This is a genomic window from Pedobacter ginsengisoli (genome assembly GCF_002736205.1).
GTDB lineage: Bacteria > Bacteroidota > Bacteroidia > Sphingobacteriales > Sphingobacteriaceae > Pedobacter > Pedobacter ginsengisoli_A.
In genome coordinates, this window is record NZ_CP024091.1 from 3,197,588 (window position 1) to 3,220,847 (window position 23,260).

The window sequence follows — 23,260 nt, forward strand, 5'->3', positions numbered from 1 at the left end:
GAAGGCTATGAGCATCAAAGTAAAACAACACGATATAACTGACTGTGGAGCGGCTTGTCTTGCATCAATAGCTTCTCATTATAAACTGGATTTACCTGTTGCACGTATCAGGCAACTTGCAGGTACCGACAAAAAAGGGACTAATGTACTTGGAATGGTAGAAGCCGCAGAGAAGCTCGGCTTTGAAGCCAAAGGTGTTAAAGGTCCCTTTGAAAGCTTGTTTAAAATTCCTAAACCAGCTGTTGCACATCTTATTATAGATAACATTCTGCAGCATTACGTGGTAATCTACAAGGTTACCAATAAGTTTATAGAGGTTATGGATCCTATTGATGGCCAGTTACATCGTAAAAGTCACGAGCTGTTCAAAAAGGAGTGGACCGGAGCTTTAATATTGCTTCTTCCTGCTGAAGAATTCCAGTCGGGAAATGAAAAAACATCCGTACAGAGCCGCTTCTGGAGCCTGATACGACCACATAAAAGTATCCTCATTCAGGCTTTGTTTGGCGCAATTGTATATACCATCCTTGGTTTATCTACTTCTGTATTTGTTCAAAAACTGGTGGATTTTGTACTTGTGGATGGCAATAGAAACCTCCTAAACTTAATGAGTGTTGGGATGATCCTCATTCTGGCATCACAACTCTTTATAGGCACAGCCAAAACTATCTTTACGCTCAAAACCGGCCAAATGATAGATGCCCAGTTGATATTAGGGTACTACAAACATTTGTTAAAGCTTCCGCAGCAATTTTTCGACACCATGCGTGTCGGCGAAATTATTTCCAGAATTAATGATGCAGTAAAAATCAGAGCATTTTTAAATGATGTAAGCATAAACTTCTTAGTAAATATTTTTATTGTATTCTTTTCTTTTATAATGATGTTTACTTATTACTGGAAGCTTGCTTTAATTATGCTCACAGTAATCCCATTGTATCTTCTGATTTATTATATCACCAATAAGCTGAATAAAAAAGCGCAGAGAAAACTAATGGAAGATTCTGCTGAACTGGAATCACAGTTAGTGGAAAGCCTAAATGCAATAGGAACAATAAAGCGCTTCGGATTAGAAGGACATGCAAATGAAAAAACTGAAACACGTTTTATTAAACTTTTGCAAACTGGGCTTAAGTCTAATATTAACGCTGTTTTTTCAGGAACTTCCTCGGAACTTGTTTCCCGTTTATTAACTATCATTTTGTTATGGGTGGGTGCCGGTTATGTATTAGAAAACAAAATTACTCCTGGTGAACTTTTATCATTCTATACACTTATTGGTTATTTTACCGGACCAGTATCTTCTCTAATTGGCATGAACAGAACCGTTCAGGATGCTGTTATTGCAGCAGACAGGCTATTTGAAATAATGGATCTGGAGAGAGAAAATGAAGAGAATCAGATTGATCTTACTGCTGACAAAATAGGCGACATTCATTTTGAAAATGTTTCTTTCCGTTACGGAACAAGGGTTACCGTATTTGAAAACCTTAACCTTATTATACCTAAAGGCAAATTTACTGCAATAGTTGGAGAAAGCGGTTCTGGAAAATCAACACTTATGTCTATACTCCAAAACATATACCCTATACAAAAAGGTAATGTGAGTATTGGCAAGTATGACCTGAAGTATATCCGCAACTCCTCTCTTCGTAACGTTGTTTCTGTTGTACCACAGAAAATTGACCTTTTTGCAGGGAATGTGATCGACAATATCGCTGTTGGTGATTATGAGCCGGATATTCAAAGAATTATTGATATATCCACTCAGCTTGGAATTATTGATTTTATAGAAACCCTGCCGTCAGGATTTCAAACATACCTTGGAGAAAATGGCACTACCCTTTCAGGCGGACAAAGACAACGCATAGCGATAGCCAGGGCCATATATACTAACCCGGAGATTCTGATCCTGGATGAAGCAACTTCTTCATTGGATTCTGCTTCTGAACGATATGTTCAAAAGATGATTGATCTGTTAAAAGCTCAAAATAAAACTGTAATTGTTATTGCCCATCGCTTAAGCACCCTAAACAATGCCGATAAGATCATTGTGTTAGACAAAGGCTTTGTTGTTGAAGAAGGAACACATAATGAGCTGTTATTCAATAAAAATTCTGCTTATGCCAACCTATGGAAATTACAGGCTCCACAATTAGCAACACTTGGGTAAAGGTTTCATTTAATTTTTACCTCCAAATGTTATACCTTGCGGGGTGTAAAACACTTCTATAATTTATGGCAACATCCCGAAAGGCTGCATTAAGTTTTATTTTTATCACCTTACTACTCGATGTTATTGGCATTGGCCTTATCATCCCCGTTTTTCCTCAATTAATTGAGCAGCTAATTGGTGGCAATATTAGTCAGGCATCCCAATGGAGTGGTTGGCTTACCTTTGTTTACGCCATTATGCAATTTGTTTGCGCTCCGATTATAGGAAATCTAAGTGATAAATATGGCCGACGCCCTGTGCTGCTCTTATCTCTGTTCGGATTTGGGATAGACTATATTTTCCTTGCCTTAGCTCCTACCATTTGGTGGTTGTTTGTGGGCCGTATTATCGCTGGTATTTTTGGGGCAAGCATGACCACTGCAACGGCATATATAGCAGACATTAGCACAAAAGAAAACCGGGCACAGAATTTTGGAATGATTGGGGCTGCATTTGGCGTAGGTTTTATTATTGGCCCAGCCTTAGGGGGTTTACTTGGAGAAATGGGGCCAAGGGTACCTTTCGTAGCTGCAGCCATATTAACATTAATCAATGTGGTCTATGGTTATTTTGTATTGCCCGAGTCTTTAGACAAAGAACACAGGCGTGTTTTTGAGTGGAAAAGAGCCAATCCTCTTGGATCATTAATACAGCTGAAAAAATACAAAGGTCTTGGCGGTTTAATTACAGCACTTGTTTTTTTATATATAGCCAGCCATTCTGTTCAAAGCACATGGACATTTATCAATATTGAGAAATTTCATTGGAGTACCTCTATGATAGGGGTATCCTTAACTGTTGTAGGTGTTCTTGTGGCAGCAGTGCAGGGAGGGCTAATCCGTTTCATCAACCCGAAATTAGGTAATGAAAAAAGCATTTATGTAGGTTTTCTGTTATATGCTGTAGGCCTGTTTCTTTTTGCTTTCGCTTCAAAAAGCTGGATGATGTTTGCTTTTCTTGTACCCTACTGTCTTGGTGGCATAGCAGGACCCGCATTACAGGCAATCATGTCGGGCAATGTTCCACAAAATGAACAAGGCGAATTACAAGGTGCCTTAACAAGCTTAATGAGTGTAACTGCAATTATAGGCCCGCTGTTCATGACAAACTTATTTGCCTGGTTTACAAGACCCGGTGCAACAATTAAATTTGCGGGGGCTCCATTTCTTGCCGGAGCGATATTGATGCTAATTAGCGTATTAATTGCCTTTAGAACAATGAAAGGCCATTCATTTATAAACAGAAAAAATGCTTAGCTATTAATAGCAGTCCAAAGCATATCTTTTAATTCAACCAATCCCTTTTGTGCTACTGATGAAATAAATATAGCAGGAATATTTTTAGGGAGCTCTTTCTTCATTTCTGCTACCAGTTCTTCATCAAGCATGTCTGATTTGGTGATGGCTAGTAAATGTGGTTTTTGCATAAGTTCAGGATTATATTCCTTAAGCTCTGCTTTGAGAATCTCGTACTCTTGAGCTATTGTTCTTTGTGTATCGGCAGGCACCATGAACAGCAACACAGAGTTACGTTCTATATGTCTGAGAAATCTATATCCTAATCCTTTACCCTTGGAAGCCCCTTCTATAATCCCGGGAATATCTGCCATTACAAAAGACTTGCTGTCTCTGTAAGACACAATACCCAAATTAGGTACAATAGTGGTAAATGGATAATCCGCAATTTCAGGCTTGGCAGCAGAAAGCACCGATAATAACGTTGATTTTCCTGCATTAGGGAATCCGACAAGGCCTACATCGGCAAGAACTTTAAGTTCAAGCACCATCCACTCCTCTTTTCCAGATTCTCCTGGCTGTGCAAAACGAGGGGTTTGCAAGGTAGGTGTTTTAAAGTGCCAGTTGCCTAAGCCTCCTCTTCCTCCTGGAGTAAGAATCTTGGTCTCTCCATCCTGGGTAATCTCAAAAAGAACGTTTCCGGTTTCAGCATCTTTGGCAATAGTACCCAGAGGAACATCAAGGATTTCATCTTTACCTTGCTTGCCCGTTGATGTACCGCTTGAACCCGGGGCACCATCCTGAGCGATAATGTGTTTGCGATACTTTAAGTGAAGTAAAGTCCAAAACTGGGCATTACCTCTTAATATGATATGTCCACCACGACCACCATCTCCACCATCAGGTCCACCGGTAGAAGTTCGAATGTCCCGGTGCAAGTGTGCAGAACCCGCCCCTCCTTTTCCAGAGCGACAGCATATTTTAACATAATCTACAAAATTGGAACCTTGTGACATAACCTTCTATTATTTAAAAAATAAACCTGAAAAACTTTTCAGGATATATGAAAATAGCGGGAAGAACCAGAAATTCGCCCCGCTACTTGTATTATTATTGAATTAGTATTTATCTATTACAGCGCTTAAATCAGCAAAAATGTCATCGATTTTTCCGATACCATTCACTTTACTTAACTTATTTTGTCCCTCATAATAGGGCAGAACATGGATCGTTTTACTGAAATACTCCTCTATACGTTTCTGCAATTTATCAGCCTGATCATCAACACGACCAGTCTCTATTTGTCTCTGTGCAATGCGCTTAGTCAGTTCTTCCTGGTCTACATCAAGTGCTATTACACCTGCAATTGAACTTCCTTTGCTCTCAAGAAACTCATCTAATGCTTCAGCCTGAGGTACTGTACGTGGGAAACCATCAAATATAAATCCTTTAGCATTTGGATTCTTATCAACTTCTTCCTCCAGCATAGCGATTGTAATTTCATCAGGCACCAATTGTCCTTCTGCAATCAGGGCACTTACGCGCTGTCCCAAAGGAGATTGATTTTTAATATGGGCCCTAAAAAGGTCGCCTGTTGAAATGTGAATTAACTGATACTTCTCAATTAATTTTTCTGATTGGGTGCCTTTGCCTGCACCCGGTGGGCCAAAGAGAACAAAATTAAGCATTCGGGTTGTCTTTAAAGTTAAAAAGCCTTCTGCGCAAGCAGTAAGGCTTTTGATTGTTATTTATACGTTCACAGCTAAACATCTCTGGGAAATTTATTGAAGATTTAATAAAATTAACTCCTACAAATAGAGATTTAACCATTCAAAATAATTTACTTATACCTATTAAATCAGTTGTGATAACTCTCCAGTCCTCAATTCATTAAGCTCAATAAATACAGAGAAAAGAAGGTTACTTTTTAGCCTGCAAATATATAACTATTAATTTACTATCTTGATTTTTTTACAAATAAGCCCTGTCGAGGACCAATACAGAATAATCAAACTACTCGTAAAACCTATTGATATGCACCTCTGCTAATCAAATTATTAACAATACGAGCCTTGGCTTCCATATCTGTTGTTCCATTTATAGCAGCAGAAATAACAGCTCCAGTATTTTTTGCAGGTGATGTAGGGTTAAGACGAAAATCATAAGTGGCAATATTCACAAATAAGGGATCTGTCCCAAACAAAGATACCTCATCGCCCCCATAAGCTGCTTTCCACGCATTAAAATCAGTATAAGGAATATTATTCCAACGCCAAATGCTCAATCCATTAGAATAATACAAATTACTATTTATAATATTATTTGAACCACCAGTAACTTGTTTATTTATAAACACACTCCTATCTGATCTTGGATAAATAATATTGTTTACGATGGTATTGTCATTACAATTTTCGGTTAACCTGATCTCTCCTTCAACTTCATTTGAGTAGCCAAGATCTTTACTGTTCTGAAATATAGTATTGTTTACAACATAACACCTATTGGTACCTCCTCCTGTATAGCCAATGTAGCCCCCAAGATATATCCCTGCTAAGGAACAATTGTATACTAGATTATTCCTTACCACACACTCCTGAGTAGGAAAATTATCGGTTTCACTAACAATTCCGATACCACGACCGCAATCTCTAACCAGGTTTCTTTCAATCAGAATATTCCTGGCACCGTCGATGTAAATACCAATAGCACCATTATGATCTTTGTATGTGGGAATTGGGCCGGTTCTCCCATCGATATTAAAGATTTCGTTATCTGCAATTATGCCATTGCGTACATAATTATATGCCGGATTGGAGTTTGCTGCATAACCACCCGCAGCTACAATACCAATATTTTCTCCCTTATAAACCTTATTTTTTCTTACCTCAAAACCATCTACATATCCATTCACGGTTAAATTTTCGCTATATCCGGTATTGCAGTCAAAGATCTCATTTTCTTCAACCAGAATTTTGGTGAGTGCAACCTCGGTATTTCCTATAATATGAATGCCATGTCCACTTCTACCTAATTCTGCAGTTGCATTATTTTCAATATTAAAAACGCGGTTCTTCTTTATGGAGATGTTGGTTGAGCCTCCTTTTACAACTATGCCATCAACATTAACCCATGCGCTGGTAGTTTTAAAATTACAAATATCAAAACCGTAAATTACAATAAAGTTTACATTATTTACCGTAACCAACGCTTCATTTCCTGAGACAGAAAGACCTTCACCACTAATGATCACTTTTTCTCCTTGATACGGTTTTAAAGTAATTACTTTATCCTTCCTCCCTGACTTAGAAAAAGAGACTTTTTCCTTGTAGGTCCCTCCTCTAACAAAAACAGTATAACCAGGATTAACCAATTCAAGCCCTTTCTGAATTGTACTTACTGGAGCTTCCAATGTTCCATTATTTGAATCGCTCCCATTAACAGCCACATAGATATTTTTTCCAGACGCTTGCCCATCCTGATTATCCGAACCTGCTAAAGAAGTCTTTTTACTGCACGCGGATAAAACACCATAACTTAACATGATGATTCCTAAAAGAAACATCTTCTTAAAACAATCTAACCTTAATGTATCCATAATATAAATTCAATAGGTCACCAACTAAATTATATTTAGTTGGTGACGAAGTATGTTAAAATTAAGAGGCCCCTTTATTCTGAAACTATTTTCCGAATGCTATTGTTGTTTTTATCCAATACATACACCGTTCCATTCTTATCAACCGCAACTCCTGAAGGTGCACTAAATGAGGCTGCTTTACCAACTGCATTAACATTTCCGGCACTCCCGGATCCGGCAAAAGTACTTACAGCGTAATTCATCCCATCTACATAGCGAATACTTTGGTCGGGGTTGGATGTACTACCACCGCCACTACCATTTCCTGCTATATATAAATTGTTGGCAGCATCTATTGTCATTCCCCATGGATATGCAAACTTTGCAGATGTAGCGGCTCCATCCTCATAACCTACAGATCCAGATCCCGCTACCGTTACACCTGACCAATTAGATGGTAAATATTTTTTAATAATTTGGTCCCCGTGCACAGTAATAAACAGATTACCTGCATTGTCAAAAGCAAGTGCCGACGGATAGTTCAGTCCTGTAATAATCTGACTTGTCACACCAGCTGCAGTAACCTGATATACATTTCCTGGTGAATTGCAACTTGTATAAAAAACATTACCACTTTTCTTATCAAAAGTAACACTCCATGGCTCCTGATTGGCCCAGGCTAAAATAGTGGCTGTACCATCAGGGGTAATTTTTCTAATATCCCAATTCCCAGGATCAACAGCATACAAGTTACCTTCAGGATCTATTGTAAGTCCATAAGGTATGCTAAATTTAGCCGCAGTTCCTTTGCCATCGGCATAACCACTACTGTTAGGGTTACCTGCAAAAGTTGTTACGTTTCCATCCTTATCAATTTTTCTGATGCAATGATTACCCACATCAGTTACATACACATTAAGGTTATCATCAACAACAATACCGCTGGCTCTGTACCAGGATTCACCACTAAAATTAAACATAGCATCTGTACCCTTCCCATTTGCAAATCCGGCAACTCCTGAACCGGCAAGTGTAGTTACTGTTCTGGTATATTCATAAGTAAAAGCAGTTGCACTTGTTGCGGTTTTATCACCAATTGCTACGACAATGGCACCCGACCCAGCCTTTTTGGGCACCACAACCATCAATTGTTTACCATTGACACCTATAACCTTTAAGGTTTTGCCATTCAGCGTAACCTTTATCTTTGCTATATCAGTAGCAAAATTACTTCCATTAATTAATATTTGTGTACCACCACTGCCCTTTTCAGGAAGTATTTTGTCAATTGTTATTGGAGAGGAATCGTCATGTGTAAATCCTTCATCCTTTTTACAGCCAGCAATCATTACCATCAAAAAAGCGGCAATAAATAAACAAGCATTTATATATCTTTTCATAATCCTATACGTATTAATAAATAATGAATTCCACTACCAGCCAGGGTTTTGCACTAAAGATGAGTTCTTATCAATGTCATTCTGTGCAATAGGAAATAAGTACATTTTATCACTCCAGGTTCTAGTTTGAAGCAAGGTTCGCTTATTAAAATCAGAGAATGCAAAACCCTGATTACCATCATTTGTAATGGTATTCATTCTATAAATGGTTTGCACTTTCTGATCGCCCATCATCAACCTTCTAATCAATGTGAAATACCTATCGCCCTCAAAAGCAAGTTCAACTTGTCTTTCACGTAATATCCATTTCCTCATTTCTTCCTGATTGCCTAAAACCGCGGGATAAACAGTTTCCAAATTAGGAACACCTCCCCTTTGTCTTACCAGGTTCACATATTTTAATATATCCTGATGATTTGGTTCCACCTCATTTAATGCTTCAGCATAGTTCAAATACATTTCGGCCAGACGCAGATGAATAAAAGGACGATAAGTCACCGTGCTGGTCCTGATATTTGAAGCAGGGCTTACATTTTTTAATACATCATAACCGGTTATATCCCCATTATTATTCACACCCACACCAGATTTTCCGGAGTAGTAGAATTCAGCACGTCCTGTACCATCTTTGTTTGCATCCGACGAAAAGAAATTTCTATCATCCGCAGTGGGAGCAGGCAAAACCGGCTTACCATTGTATTGAATACTCACGTAAAATCTTGCCTCACGGTTAACATACATATTTGAATTCCCCTTAACGTAACCTCTGTTTAAACCATCTCTGGACTTGCCCCAGTTGGCAGGATCATCAGATTGCACAAAGCCTGTCTCTACATACTGAGATTGAGGATCATCGATAGACCTTCCGTTACGCATATAAAAGGCATCTACAACATTCTGTGTTGCATTTTGCATATCATACCCCCCTGGTTTAGGTGCGCAGCGAACTTCATGCCCCCATTGCCATGAATTAGCCATATTGGTAGAGAACAGTATTTCATTATTCCAATTGGTTAGGAATAGATTACGGAAAGAAAGATATGGATCAAACTGAGCATCACCTTCGTCAATATTTGTAAAGAGTTTATAACCTTGCAGATCAATTACAGCTTTAGCAGCATCTGCAGCTACCCTCCATTTATTTACATCATATTGTGAAGGAGCCAAAGCAGTACCGTCATGGTTTTTCAACCCTGAAAACTTCGCATTCCCATTCCATAAAGGACTAGCAGCCAGCAATGTCACTTGTGATTTAACGGCAAGACAGGATGCCTTAGTTGCCCTTCCGTAGTTCACCGTAGAAGACCATGTATCAGGTAAATCGGCCGCGGCGCGGTCTAACAGTGAATTGATATGCGCAACGCATTCATCAAATGGGGCACGCGGGTATTTATTGTAATCATCATTGAGACTCAACAATTCTGTAACCTTAACAAAAGGCCCATACTGTCTTAATAGCTTCCAATAAAACCATCCTCTTAAAAAAAGTGCTTCTGCCTTGTATTGTTTTTTTAAATCTACACTGATTATACTTTCAGGCATCTTATCTATATTTTGTTCAAATACAATACTTTGTCTGATGCCGGCATAATTATCAGCCCAGTAATACCAATAATCACTCTGTGCATTCCAATTTCCGGTAATCATTTTGCGAACCGGCACACCCTGAATACTACATGAGGTTTCATCACTTGCACCAAGCATACTATAGGTATCCGCAGGTATGGAGATACGGCCATAAACCTGGTTCAAATAAGATTCTGCATTTGCTCTGGTTTGCCAAAGCATATCAGAAGTAAGCAAATTATCGGGTGTTTTATCTAAATATTTACAGCCCGGACTAAACAACAATATGTAAAGAACAATACTGCTGAAAGAAAGAAAGTTTTTATATAAATTATTCATTGTAGTCATTTTAAGTATTGGTTATTAAAACTGTGCCCTCATACCAAAAGTTACCATCCTAATAATGGGATACTTTGCACCGTTAGACCCCAGTTCGGGGTCCCATATCTTGAATTTACTGAAAGTCAGCAAGTTCTGACCAGAGGTGTAAAAATACAATACTGGTACACCTGCCTTTTTCTTTGATTCAGATGTAAGTGTATATCCTAAAGAAGCCTGCTTTAAACGGATATAAGAACCATCTTTAAGCCAATGCGTACTGGTCAGGTAATTATTATCAGAAAGACTACCAATTGTTAAACGAGGATAATAAGCATCCTGCCGAGGGTTTTCAGGCGTCCATCTGTCTAAAACATTAGCCAAGGTATTGTTTTGATATTGTCCCAGTCCAGAGAAAGGTATTACTCCAACTCCGTCAGCACCCATCCCATTTGCTAGAATAGATGAGCCATTTGCCATAATCCCAACATCAGCAACTCCCTGAAAAAACAACGATAGATCGAACTTTTTAAATGCCAGGGAGAAACCAGCTCCATAGAGCCAGGAAGGGAAAGGCGATTTACCAAGTTTTCTGCTGTCATAAGCATCAATAACACCATCACCATTCTGATCCACATAACGAATGTCACCCGGAAGTACTGTACCGAATTTTTGTTCCGGACGTGAGTCTATATCATCCTTATCGGTAAAATATCCATCAGCAACATACCCTAAAAATTCATTGAAGGCATATCCTGTTTTACTTTGGTAAGCATACTTTCTTACAGGTTCATCCGCAAAAGTAATTTTATTCTTACTGTGGGTTACATTTCCAAATACCCTTATACCTACGGCACCGATCTGATCATTATACTCAATACTTGCATCGATACCCCGATTACTCATCTCACCTAAATTGGCAAAGATTGCTGTTGACCCGAATCCACCTATTGAGGAGATCGACTCTCTTCTGATTAAAATATCTTTACGCTTCTCATCAAAAGCATCTAAAATCAGATTGAGCTTATTAAACAATCCTATCTCAAGCCCTATCCCGGCTTTATTAGATTTTTCCCAGGTTAAATTTTCAATACCTAATAAATTTTCAGTTAAACCACCATACCAAGTACCGTTCATACCGAAACCGGTGCTGGCGCCATCTCCAATTTGTGTTAAATAAGGAAATCTGCTGGCATCACCTATATTATCATTACCAACAACACCATAAGAGCCACGAAGCTTTAAAAGGCTAAATGTTTCGGTGAATGGCTTAAAGAAGCTTTCATTAGATATTACCCATCCCCCAGATATTGAAGGGAAAAGACCGAATTTCTTTCCTTTCTCAAAATTTTCAGATCCTGTATAACCCGCATTAACCTCTAGCAAATATTTATCCATATAGCCATAAGTAATTCTTCCTGCTAAACTCTGGTTGCGGAACGGAATAGAACCGATTACATCACCGGCGGTACTTTTTAACCTGTTTCTCATGTTATATAAAAACATCCCACCTAAACGATGCTTACCAAAGGTTCTATCGTAATTAAGATTCCCTTCCAAATACATCATCCTTTCGCCGGTTGAGGACCGATCGTAACCTAAAAATTGCTGTCCGATTCTGGTCTGCGTAAATATTAGTTCACCATTAGAATCACGGCCAATGGCCTGCCAATTATCGTTTACACCAAATCTTCTGTTATCAAACTGTCCGTAACTATCAAAGGAGAACCTTGCATAAGATGACAAACCAGGGGTTAACGCATCTAATTTTTGATTTACTGTAAATACAGATTGAACTGTAGGACGGAACTCATCAGAATATCCTCTGTTTTGAACATCATTTAAAGGGTTGCTACCTCCATTTGTTATTGGCCCTGCCCATTTACCATCCGGATATCGAGTTGGAAAAGCTACAGGTGTGGTTGCATAGGCTAGGTACCATAAATTACCGGCCGAAATGCCAGGATAACGTGCATTTATTAACATTGCGCCTAGATTTAACTGAAGCAAAGTACTTTTGGTTACATTTACATCTATATTACTTCTGAAGTCATATCGCTTAAAATCCAGATTGGGGTTAAATCCGTTTAGGTTTGAAACTTTATATGGACCGGTTTGGTTATAAAAAGAACTTGAGATGTAATATCGTACAGTTTCAGTACCACCATTAATGTTTAGGTGAGCATTAGTCAATGATGAATGGCTTTTATATACCTCATCTATCCAGTTTACATTTGGATACACAAAGGGATCTAAACCACTGGCCGTTTTTTGAATAATTTCATCAGAGAAATTAGGAAGAAGCCCCATGTTTGTTCTTGCTTCATTTAACAATTGCATGTATTGAATTCCGTTTAGCATTTTTGGTCTCTCTGTAAAACCTGTTAAACCTGTTTCCGCTTTCATAGATATTTTCGGGGTGCCCGCAACTCCTCGTTTAGTAGTAATAATTAGAACACCATTTGCACCCTTAGCACCATACATTGCTGTTGAAGAAGCATCTTTAAGTAATGAAATACTGGAAACATCTTCTGGATCTATGTTGTTAAATGAACCACCAAAATCGCTGTTAACATCATCTCGCTGAACCCCATCCACTATGATAAGCGGCGAAGCATTTCCAGTAAATGTTCCTAAACCTCGTATCGTGAACTGTGAATTGTCATACCCAGGCTCTCCACTTGATTGCATGGAGATAATACCTGCAACTTTTCCGGCCAAAGCATTAGAAAGACTTGCAACCGGAGTTCTCATATCCGCCATGTTCACAGAACTAATAGAACCTGTTACAGTAATCTTTTTCTGAGTTCCGTAGCCAACCACAACAACCTCCGAAAGCTCATCAACAGCTTCCTTAAGTACTACATTTATTGTAGTCTGACCACCAACAGCAAGCTCTTGGGTAATAAAACCAGTATATGAAAAAATAAGTATTGAATTTGCTGAGGTAACAGCAATACTAAAATCACCATTATTATTAGTCGTCCCTCCTCCGGTTTCTCCTTTTATTTTAACTGTAACACCAGGAATTCCCTTCCCCTGTTGGTCTAGTACCCGCCCACGTATGTCAATAGCTCGAACAACAGATTTTCTATTAGAAAGTGCATCAATCTTTTCTCTAACTACAACAGTTCTATCCTCTACAGTATAGGACAAAGGTTGACCGCTAAATATTTTCTCGAGCACCTCATTCAGTTCTACAGAATTAACCCTTATATCTACCGTCTTTGCATTTTGCAGCAATTCATCGGTATATAAGAAGTCATAATTACTTTGTTTTCGTATTTCTTTAAAAATACTCTTTAGGGTCGCCCTTTTTTCAGAAAGCGTTATCCTTTGAGCAAAACCTACTGCACTTACCTGCATTATGGTCGCTATTAATATTACGGTGGTTAGTCGCATAATCAGCAGTAGTTTATTGATATACTTTTTGAGCACACCAAGTTCGTTAGCATAATTTTTATACATTTGTTAGTCTGGTTATTAGCGAGTTGATATTGCACTTACTAAAAGTACAATGGTTGGTTCGCTGGTTAAAGTTGATTGAATCGCAAGTTTTGTTGACTTAGTAATCAAGACATGAGCCAGTTGTGTTGCAAGCACTTCTGGCTTTTTTTATTAGCAAAGGTCCTTTTTACAATTGCAGAAAAGACACTATACTAAATCCATGATTACTTTATTATTGATATGTAGCTATTTCGTAACTATAATCCTCCTTTCTTCAATTATAAAGTGAACCTTACCAGTATATTCGAGTTTTCGGAGCACTTGTGAAACATTCGCAAAACGGCTCACGGTACCACCAAATTTATCTTTAGAAACAAGTCCTTTAAATACAACATCTACATTATACCATCTCGAAATCTTTCTCATCACTGATTCGATACTTTCGCTATCAAACATAAAATATCCGTTTTTCCAGGCCAATACTTCATCCAGATTTGCCTCAACGACATCTAGCCCACCTGGTCCGTTGACAGCCTGATTACCAGGACTCAGCACTTCTTCAGCACCCAAAACTTTAATCAATACAGAACCTTCTACAAGTGTAGTTTTGGTCACTGGTTCATCTATATAGCTGTTTATATTAAAATGAGTTCCGAGAACTTTTATTTCCTGATTTTCTGACTTAACTATAAAGGGATGTCTTTTATCTTTGGCTATTTCAAAGTATGCTTCCCCCTTTAATTCCACGCGCCTTTCTTTAAGGGCAACAAAAGATGCCGGGTATGTCAATGACGATGCCGCATTCAAAAGCACTTTACTTCCATCTGGTAAAATCACCTCGTATTGTCCACCTCTTGGCGTTTCTATACTGTTAAGAGCTGTATTTGATCCCTTGCCTGGTGCAATGGCATAAACAATTTTTCCGTCCGACAGCTTAGTAACTGTCACACCTGCCGCTACAGCCAGTTTCCCATTTTTAGCATCACTAAGGCTAATTTTTTCCCCATTTGCTAACGTAAGTATTGCTTTATTTCCTCCTGGAGCTATATCGTGAGCTAATTCATCAGAAGATTTAATATCCTTTCTGGATAAATAATAAATCCCACCTATGCTTAGGGTAATCAGAATGATTGCCGCTGCTGCAATTTTACCCCAATACAAGTTCCTTGTTGGTAAAACACTAATTTTACTTTCATCATCCTTAATTGTATTTTGTATTTTATCATGAAGTCCTGAGATTTCGCTTAAGGACATTTCTGCCTGATCGTCAGTACCTACTAATCTTGAGGCTTCTTCTGCAAGTACAAAATCCCATTCAGGCTTATAACTTCCTGCTTTAATAAGGATAAAAACTCTCTCAAGTTCATCCGTATTACATTGGTTGTTTAAATATTTAGTAAACAGGTGTATGATTTCGTTGTTCAATTTCCCTCCTTTTGTAACTAATACAAATGGAATCAACAATACATCTATCCCAATAAAAAATTATTTTATTGTTGCAGCAATGAGCAAAATCATCGCACTTCTGATGGTAATAAATCCTCTAATTGATTTTAAAGCCTTTACCATTTGATTATTTACAGTACTTTCAGAAATACCTAGTTCTACTGCAGCTTGTTTATAAGTTAGCCCCTGTATTCGACAACGAATAAAGACCTCTCTCCTTTGTTCAGGTAAACTTTTTATAGCTTCTTGAAATATAGAGCTGCTTTCACTATAGTCAAGTAAAAGTTCTGTGGAATTTTCTTCATTTATTACAGATCTGCGCATTTCGTCCACAATGTTTATTTCATGTTGGGCTCGTTTCAACAGATTAAGTAGGTGTCTCCGTGCAATAGTATACAAATAGGGCTTAAATGGAAGTTCACAATCTATTTTATCCCGATTTTCCCAGACTTTAATAAAAGTATCATGAACAACATCTTCCGCAAGAAGTGATGACTTCGCCGTTCTTAGAACAAAATATTTCAATTGTTTAACATATAAATAATACAGTCTACTTAAAGCATCCGTATCACCCTCCCTAAGAAGTGTAATTAATTCCTTTTCACTGTAATTATTATAAATGTTCATCAGGTTTGGTTCCCAACCCGAAACTACAAAAATTAAGACAAATTATATGGGTTATTAATTCCCGACTATACCACCTGGTCCAGGCATCCTATTTTTGATGTTCCTGCAAATAACTACTATTTCTGGATTTTAAAGCAAAATCCTTTAGCACTTCAATCTCTTCTGGGTCATAAGGTTTAAAATCACCATGAAAGAGATCATGCTGCCATACTGCGGGGATAGGATCTGCAGGCCGATGGCCCCATGGCAAATCTGTTTGTGTTTTACCATTAACCAGTCCCCACAACATACAGCCAACTTTTTCATTATAAAAAACAGCCAGGTTATCTTTAATTACAGATCCATTAGGCCTATTCATCCATTCTGTATTGATCAGAGGTCTTCCATGCGTTTTAAGTTCTCCAATTTGTTTAATCAGCTCATTTTTATTACCATAATTATGAAAGGAAATAATATCCGAATTGGCCAGAGCAATATCATTCAATTGCTTATCTCCATTCCATATATCAATTGTTATAGGCTGAGAAGGATTGATTTCACGTGCCCACTTGGCTACTTTTTTAAGCAGCGGAAAACTGGCAGAACCCAGTCCTCCATTTGTCGGCTCGTTATACAAGTCCCATATAAAAATACGTTTATCGTCCTTGAATCGTCCTATTACAGCTTTGACATACTTCTCGATACGGGAATGGGTAGTAGGATCAACAACCATACTATGCCCCGGACTAGGTGACCATGCCCATGCATACCACCCTTTAAGTGGTTCAGGCTGCTTTCCTACTTTAGGATCATGTTCAATTCCAAACACGCAATCATCAAACAAAGCAGGCATAAACTTAATATTATGCTTATCACAAATGGCCAGAAACTTATCCAGTGTATTTAAAAAATATTCCGGATCATCTTCATAAACTGCGTATTGCAGCACAGCCCTCAAACAATTCAATCCGGTTTTCTCAGCAAGGGCTAGCTCTGTATCTATCGCCTTCGCATCAAAACTGGTCTTATCCCACATCTCGGTATAATTAATCGCATAGGCCGGGATATAATTAAAGCCACAATAAAATGGCTGTTTATTGTACCATTCCCATATTTTTTGTTTAGACCAGCGCTGGTCAGTTTGAGCGATAACCGGGCAAACGAATTGCACTAGCAACAATAAAGTTATTGCATAAAAAAGCTTTCTCATTACAAAGTTTAAAAATTGATGTACTTAAAGCACAAGAGGATTAATTTCAGATTTTACCAAGTCTCCGACAGGAGCATTCATCAACCAACGCTCGCGATCATTTACCTGCCAGCTATTTTTTGGTTCAGCTACCCTTGCACCATCGGCAACGTAGATAATGGTCATTACCTCTCGCATAAGATCCGATTGATTACCCGGAGCACTATGAATGGTATTCCCATAATGCCATGTTGCATCTCCTGCCTTCATTGTCGACGAACGCATTATGGGAAAAGCATTATCTTTTACATATTTTTCGTACTCAGCTTCCGATTCATCAGAAATTTCATAATTAAACACTACTCCGTTTTTATGAGAATCAGAAGCAAACGTCAACATTCCCATCTCTACATTAATATCTACCAGCGGCATCCACATAGTGATAGTATTGTGTGTATCCAGAGGCCAGTAATACTGATCCTGATGCCATGGAGTAGGTCCACCACCCGGTTCTTTAAATAATGCCTGGTCATGATAAATACGCACATTTTCAACCCCAAGTAAATCCGCAGCAATCTTACCCATACGTTTGGCAAGCGTAAATTTCTTTGCCTGTTCATCTACCTCCCACAAATTCATGATCTGCAAAAAAGCTTTCCCATAAGTATCTCTTTCTTCTAAATCCCTCTTTTCAGTATTAAACTTATCAGCAGCTTCTTTTATAACATCTCGGTAAATAAGCACCTCTTCAGCATTAAGAACATTTGGGATTAAAACATGTCCGTTCTGACGAAATTCTGCAGCTTGTGCATAAGTTATATCATGGTACTGATTTAATTCTGGTAATTTAATTGTCGACATAGCACTCTTTAGTTTAGGTTTATATTTGGTGTTCTAATTACTAAATAACTATTTATCCTTAGTTTGCGAAAGGAGTAAATTGGCTATTTAATGGTTTTTTTTATCCATTTACAAATAATAACCAATAACTTTATGAAAATATGAACTAATTAACATGGCAAGAGCTGCATTTGAAGCATTAGATCCGTATAATGACAATTCGTTTCTCCTTCGTGAATTCAGGGAATTTACTGCGCCATATCATTTTCATCCAGAACATGAACTTACACTTATTGTAAAGGGTAAGGGCAATCGCTATGTAGGCAATCACATGGATATATACAGTTCAGGGGATCTGGTTCTGATAGGCACAAATTTACCTCACTGCTGGAAAATTGAAAACAATCAGGAAGAAGAAAATGAAGTTGCCTCCATAGTTATCCAGTTTAGCAATGACTTTCTGGGCACAGATTTTCTGGCCAGACCCGAATTGTCTCAAATACTGGATCTGCTGGAGAGAAGCAAGCATGGAATACAGTTTTTAAATCACACTGCCGAAGAAATAACCAACAGATTAGTTCTTTTGGCTAAAGAACCTAATTCTTTTAAACGGCTTATCGAATTTTTAGAAATCCTGCATACCCTGGCAATCTCCAAAGAATATATCCTGCTGGATAAACATGGCACAAAGGCCCATCAATCAGGAAAGACAGAGCGGATCAACACCGTTCTTGGTTATATTATTGACAACTACAAGAATGAAATCCTGCTTGATCATGCCGCTGCTTTGGTGAATATGACTCCAAATGCTTTTTGCAAATACTACAAGAAAACCACAAAGAAAACCTTTATAGAAACAGTAACCGACTACCGGATAAATTACGCCATCCAGCAGCTCATAAATTCTGATAAATCCATTTCGGACATATGCTTTGAGAATGGTTTTGGCGACCTATCTCATTTCTATAAGTTATTCAAAAGAAAGATGAAGCTGAGCCCATTAAAATACCGTAAGGAATTCAGGAAAGATACCACCTAATTTATTTTACCATTGGCCGCATCCGGAGTCTGTTTTAAATAAATACGATACAATTCAAAAAATGTTGGGGCATCCAACAATTCAATCTTAGGGTCAATACGTTTTAGCTCATCGACCACTTTCACATGCCATCCTGGATCCTTTAAGATATTGCGAAACCAATGAAATGGCACAGGACGTTTCCCTATCCTATCTTGAATATGCTTTGCCGCTACCGCCGGATCATCTTCATTAACATCATCATCAGCACGCAACACTGGCATATTTCCATGTAAAGAAGTTAAAGGGGTTTTCTGGGGGACTATTCCATTCGGACTAAATTTAGCATAAGCATCCAAGCCCTTTTGATTAAGTCCGGGTGCCTGACCATCAATGATAAAACCTGTGATGCTTAAATCCCACTTAGCATAATAAGGTTTATTGTGTGCAACCCAGGCATCCAGACCATCAGGCAATGCAGAAATGGGTCTGGGTTCTTGCAGCATTCCGGGCATTAGATAGCCAGCGCCATTATCTGCTGCCGCAAAATAGTCATTCTCGGTGGCAGATTCTCTCCTATACTCCATTGCCATTGGCACGCGCTGCTGTAAGACGGGGCTGATGCACCACATCAAAGGAATTTTGCCGCGCTCCGGGCTATCCCATAAAGTAGGCGTAGTTTGTGACACCCACGAAGAGGCATCGTAATCACCCACATAGAAAATAAAGAAATTGCGTCCTTTAAAATCAACTTTTCCATCCTCGCTTAAATAACCTCTTTTCTTTAAATCGGTTGCTGTGACCCACTTTTGTTCATATTTCTGTTTAAGTGGATAATGCTGCCAGAAAGATGCATTTGCGAGTGCACCAAAACCAATGGCATCAGCGTCTTTAAATGCATTATAAGCACTGATAACGGCAGAATATTCCCATTCCGTTGGCACATCATCATGGCTCCCGCCAGCATGTTTAGTATATTTAAAAGCCCATGGAGGAAAACCACCAAGATAAGCATAATCTTTTCCTTTATTATGCTGATAGGCGGTCAGTAGCAATTCTTTAAGGGTCTGCAGGTCTGTTCCGGTTTTCTGATCACGATCATCGGTAGCCGGCTCATCCCCCAAGGGCTAAGGTCAAAGAAAAATCCTTTCTTACTAACAAAAAAATCATGATTGGTAAGCGTGTGATGATTTGGCCCTGCAGCATGCGGATTTTTCATCCACTGCTGGTCCACATAATATGCGCCATACTTTGTATTGGTTTTGCCAGCCTTTGTGTATTTCTCCGTAAACCACAGGTAAGCATCGTTTTTTGCTGAACCAGTTGATAAACGCTTAGTTCCGGGAATATTCCCAGCCCCCGTAAATAATGAAGACCCATCTTTATTTATAAGCCATACCTTAACAGGTAATTTAGGTCCCTGTAATACAAGGCGGGTATATAGGCTGTTTTTACCAACATCATAGCGAATAGCAAGCGCATCTTCCTGACCGGCAACAGATGAAGCCACGTTACTAGTTGCAGCAACATGAGGGTCGTAAACAACCACACCTTTAATAGCGGATCGGTATGCTTTAACCAAACTCACAACATCCTTATAAACAACGGTGTCCCTATCACTTAACCATCTGTCCTTTTGCCTATATTTATCCCACCAGTATCTGTCAATATCAATTGCTCCGTTCTTTATCATGTAAACATATAACCTGGGTGATTTGCGGTTCACTATCCCTTGCAGGGTAGAAACTGTGTGCACATCATCCCATGCTGTTTTTACTTCTTCAGCATTATTCAGATCCTTTGTTAAGGTATATTCCAAATCAAAAATGCCTATGACCTCTTTTCCCAAGGACTGAGATTTTACAAAAAGAGAAAGCAAAACAAAGCATGTCCCTAAGAACATGCTTATTGTCAATTTAAAAGTCGTCATTATCTGTATGTTAAGCAGTGAATATAAAGAAAATGACGAAATAAAAAATAATACCGCATTAAGCTTTTATCGCAAATGCACCTGGCTGATAATCTCCTGCCGGAGTACGAAAAGCGATATTAAGGCGATTATAGCTGTTAATGGTATTAACGGCAATGGTCAAATCAATCAGCTCCTCTTCAGTAAACTGCTGTATAGCTTCATGATAAACCTCGTCAGAAACGTCACCTTCTTTTATCTTGGTTACTGCTTCTGCCCATGCCAATGCAGCACGCTCACGATCTGTATATAGTGGCGCATCACGCCATGCGTTCAATACATATAATCGTTGCTCAGTCTCGCCTTCCACACGTAAATCTTTTGAATGCATATCCAAACAAAATGCACATCCATTAATTTGAGATACCCTGAAATAAATTAAGTTTAAAAGTTTCTTTTCAACCGGAGATTTAGCAAGATAACTTCCTAAACCATACATTGCTTTCATAGCGTTTTGTCCTTTTGCGAAAAAATTGATTCTTTGTTCCATTTTCTTTTTTTTATCTAAATTGTAATTCAATATTTGTTTTATACCCCTATGACAATTGAGATTTCCGAAATAGGACATCGATGAATAAATATTTTTTAAATTTTAATTTAATTCCAGATTTATGAGCAAAAAACCAGCACTTCCTTTATGGACCATCCTATCCCCAATTGTTGCCTGGTTAGCCTATTTTGGCAGTTCATTGAATCTGGGGATTTTCTATACTTTTTTTCTGGCGGCTGTACTTATTGCTGCTGTTCTTGCGGCCGTACATCATGCCGAAGTTGTAGCGCACCGTGTTGGAGAACCTTTTGGAACCTTGTTGCTCGCACTGGCAATTACTGTAATCGAAGTGGCGTTGATTGTTTCTTTAATGCTAACGGGTGGACCGGATACTGCTGCTCTTGCCCGGGATACGGTTCTGGCTGCAGTGATGATTATTCTAACCGGAATTATCGGTTTATGTTTACTCGTAGGTGGGGCCAAGTTTAAAGAACAGGTGTTTAGCCTGCCGGGAGTAAGTGCAGCACTGGTAACCCTTACCGCAATATTAGTACTTACGCTGATCCTTCCAAATTATACCACCAGCAAAGCAGGGCCTGAATACACCCCTACGCAGCTCATCTTTGTTGCTGTAGTTTGCCTCGTATTATATGGCGCTTTTGTAATGGTTCAGACCATCAGACACCGCGATTTCTTCTTACCACCTGATGCTGATGGCGACGAAGAAGTACATGCAGAGCCACCTACCAATAAGATTGCTTTGTTGAGTACATTTTTATTGCTTTTATGCCTGGGCATTGTGGTACTACTGGCAAAAGCTCTGGCCCCTGACATCGAAAATGCGGTAATCAATTTTGGCGCGCCAAAATCATTGGTTGGGGTTATCATTGCTACTGTAGTATTGCTTCCGGAGGGTCTTGCAGCTTATCATGCGGCAAGAAAAAACCGCCTGCAAACCAGCCTCAACCTAGCCCTAGGCTCTGCATTGGCCAGTATCGGCTTAACTATTCCCGCTGTGGCCATCGTATCTATCCTAACCGGAATGACCATCACCTTAGGGATCGACATGAAGGCTACCGTATTGTTGCTGCTGGCACAGTTTACGATCATGCTTTCGCTGGCCACTGGCAAAACTAACATTTTACAGGGTGTGGTTTTAATGGTAATATTTATGGTTTATCTTTTCACGATTATAGCCCCTTAGTTCATTACAAAAAAATGCATATCGCTTATGGCAATCCATGTTTTTGGATAGAAATGGGTTACCTTTTTATATTCGAGGGTATTAAGAAATGAACAAAACTTGAATCTAAAAACAAAATCATTATGAAAAACCTATTCAAATTTAGCTTTTTAGCTTTAGCAATGTCTTTATCAGTAGCCGCCTGCACTTCAGAGAAAAAAGCAGATGCTACCGACTCTACAATGACTGATACTTCTATGACCGCAACGGATACTATGGCAACTGATACAGCTGCTATGGACACTACAGTTACGGATTCCATAAAAAAATAATTTAAGTCTCACCCTACTAAAGGCTTCTGCTCACTAAATGAACAGGAGCCTTTAATTTTAATAACTCGTTTCGTGAAATATCCGGTCTACTTTTTCTTTTTGGAGGATTTGGCTGACGGATTAAACTCCAGACACAGATTTAGCCAGTACTTCAGCTCCTGGTTTTTCTCAACATCAGTATCATCCACATATACAAAATCCTTCATCGTTCGCCCGTTATTGACCATCTGCCTGCAATTGCTTTCTTCCAGTTTTTCGTCTGCTTTGCTTCGGCCAATGCGGCATAACAGTCCGGTGCTGGTTACGCATATGCACATCTTTTCATCAACCATAAAGCATATTCCACTGAACATTGCTTTTTCTGTCACATCCTCCCGATCTTCAAGTAGTTCGCGGACACGGTTCGCTAATCGCTCGTTATAACCC

At 38.8% G+C, this 23,260-nt stretch carries 19 protein-coding genes; 5 read left to right on the top strand and 14 right to left on the bottom strand.

What is annotated here, in order from left to right; all coding sequences use genetic code 11:
• Positions 1-7 precede the first annotated feature (7 nt).
• Both CPT03_RS13220 and CPT03_RS13225 read left to right on the top strand, forming a co-directional pair.
• Positions 8-2,173: a peptidase domain-containing ABC transporter gene (locus CPT03_RS13220; protein WP_099441111.1), complete on the top strand. Its 2,166-nt coding sequence runs from the start codon at positions 8-10 to the stop codon at positions 2,171-2,173.
• A gap of 65 nt (positions 2,174-2,238) precedes the next feature.
• Positions 2,239-3,471, top strand: a complete 1,233-nt coding sequence (locus CPT03_RS13225) for a TCR/Tet family MFS transporter (protein WP_099439291.1) — start codon at positions 2,239-2,241, stop codon at positions 3,469-3,471.
• On the opposite strand, the gene obgE is transcribed toward CPT03_RS13225, so the two are convergent.
• From obgE to CPT03_RS13275, 10 genes are all read right to left on the bottom strand, one after another.
• The gene (gene obgE, locus CPT03_RS13230) at positions 3,468-4,466 is read right to left on the bottom strand and encodes a GTPase ObgE (protein ID WP_099439292.1); all 999 of its coding nucleotides are present in this window, start codon (positions 4,464-4,466) and stop codon (positions 3,468-3,470) included. The two genes, CPT03_RS13225 and obgE, sit on opposite strands and share 4 nt — an antisense overlap.
• Before the next feature lie 102 nt (positions 4,467-4,568).
• Entirely contained in the window at positions 4,569-5,138 is a 570-nt protein-coding gene (locus CPT03_RS13235; RefSeq protein ID WP_099439293.1) for an adenylate kinase, read from the bottom strand.
• Positions 5,139-5,476: 338 nt separating this feature from the next.
• Positions 5,477-7,048: a right-handed parallel beta-helix repeat-containing protein gene (locus CPT03_RS13240; protein ID WP_099439294.1), complete on the bottom strand. Its 1,572-nt coding sequence runs from the start codon at positions 7,046-7,048 to the stop codon at positions 5,477-5,479.
• Positions 7,049-7,122: 74 nt separating this feature from the next.
• Complete coding sequence (locus CPT03_RS13245; protein ID WP_099439295.1) at positions 7,123-8,430, bottom strand: IPT/TIG domain-containing protein; 1,308 nt, start codon at positions 8,428-8,430, stop codon at positions 7,123-7,125.
• 33 nt (positions 8,431-8,463) lie between these two features.
• Positions 8,464-10,335 (bottom strand): RagB/SusD family nutrient uptake outer membrane protein, encoded by a 1,872-nt coding sequence (locus CPT03_RS13250; RefSeq protein ID WP_099441112.1) that lies wholly within the window; start codon positions 10,333-10,335, stop codon positions 8,464-8,466.
• Between the two features lie 24 nt (positions 10,336-10,359).
• A complete protein-coding gene (locus CPT03_RS13255) occupies positions 10,360-13,782 on the bottom strand; it encodes a TonB-dependent receptor (RefSeq protein ID WP_172954179.1) in 3,423 nt (1,140 codons plus the stop codon).
• A gap of 225 nt (positions 13,783-14,007) precedes the next feature.
• Positions 14,008-15,186, bottom strand: coding sequence for a FecR family protein (locus CPT03_RS13260; RefSeq protein WP_157766433.1), 1,179 nt, complete (start codon positions 15,184-15,186; stop codon positions 14,008-14,010).
• 60 nt (positions 15,187-15,246) lie between these two features.
• Positions 15,247-15,834 (bottom strand): RNA polymerase sigma factor, encoded by a 588-nt coding sequence (locus tag CPT03_RS13265; RefSeq protein ID WP_099439297.1) that lies wholly within the window; start codon positions 15,832-15,834, stop codon positions 15,247-15,249.
• A gap of 88 nt (positions 15,835-15,922) precedes the next feature.
• Positions 15,923-17,023: a glycoside hydrolase family 2 TIM barrel-domain containing protein gene (locus CPT03_RS13270; protein ID WP_099439298.1), complete on the bottom strand. Its 1,101-nt coding sequence runs from the start codon at positions 17,021-17,023 to the stop codon at positions 15,923-15,925.
• Positions 17,024-17,047: 24 nt separating this feature from the next.
• Positions 17,048-17,863 carry a phytanoyl-CoA dioxygenase family protein gene (locus tag CPT03_RS13275; protein ID WP_099439299.1) on the bottom strand — a complete coding sequence of 272 codons (816 nt, stop codon included), beginning with the start codon at positions 17,861-17,863 and terminating at the stop codon, positions 17,048-17,050.
• A gap of 154 nt (positions 17,864-18,017) precedes the next feature.
• On the opposite strand from CPT03_RS13275, the gene CPT03_RS13280 reads away from it, so the two are divergent.
• A complete protein-coding gene (locus tag CPT03_RS13280; protein ID WP_099439300.1) occupies positions 18,018-18,881 on the top strand; it encodes an AraC family transcriptional regulator in 864 nt (287 codons plus the stop codon).
• On the opposite strand, the gene CPT03_RS22975 is transcribed toward CPT03_RS13280, so the two are convergent.
• The 3 genes from CPT03_RS22975 to CPT03_RS13290 form a co-directional block, all read right to left on the bottom strand.
• Positions 18,878-19,984 carry a hypothetical protein gene (locus CPT03_RS22975; RefSeq protein WP_216641548.1) on the bottom strand — a complete coding sequence of 369 codons (1,107 nt, stop codon included), beginning with the start codon at positions 19,982-19,984 and terminating at the stop codon, positions 18,878-18,880. The genes CPT03_RS13280 and CPT03_RS22975 overlap by 4 nt on opposite strands.
• Positions 19,906-20,709, bottom strand: coding sequence for a GxGYxYP domain-containing protein (locus CPT03_RS22980; RefSeq protein ID WP_216641549.1), 804 nt, complete (start codon positions 20,707-20,709; stop codon positions 19,906-19,908). The genes CPT03_RS22975 and CPT03_RS22980 overlap by 79 nt, the downstream gene beginning before the upstream one ends.
• Before the next feature lie 139 nt (positions 20,710-20,848).
• On the bottom strand, positions 20,849-21,319 hold the full coding sequence (locus tag CPT03_RS13290) for a carboxymuconolactone decarboxylase family protein (protein ID WP_099441114.1): 471 nt from the start codon (positions 21,317-21,319) through the stop codon (positions 20,849-20,851).
• 121 nt (positions 21,320-21,440) lie between these two features.
• On the opposite strand from CPT03_RS13290, the gene CPT03_RS13295 reads away from it, so the two are divergent.
• Together CPT03_RS13295 and CPT03_RS13300 are read left to right on the top strand one after the other, a co-directional pair.
• A complete protein-coding gene (locus CPT03_RS13295) occupies positions 21,441-22,523 on the top strand; it encodes a calcium:proton antiporter (protein ID WP_099439301.1) in 1,083 nt (360 codons plus the stop codon).
• A 122-nt stretch (positions 22,524-22,645) separates the two neighbouring features.
• Positions 22,646-22,834 carry a hypothetical protein gene (locus CPT03_RS13300; protein ID WP_099439302.1) on the top strand — a complete coding sequence of 63 codons (189 nt, stop codon included), beginning with the start codon at positions 22,646-22,648 and terminating at the stop codon, positions 22,832-22,834.
• An 86-nt stretch (positions 22,835-22,920) separates the two neighbouring features.
• On the opposite strand, the gene CPT03_RS13305 is transcribed toward CPT03_RS13300, so the two are convergent.
• Entirely contained in the window at positions 22,921-23,202 is a 282-nt protein-coding gene (locus CPT03_RS13305) for a TfoX/Sxy family protein (protein ID WP_157766434.1), read from the bottom strand.
• Positions 23,203-23,260 lie beyond the last annotated feature (58 nt).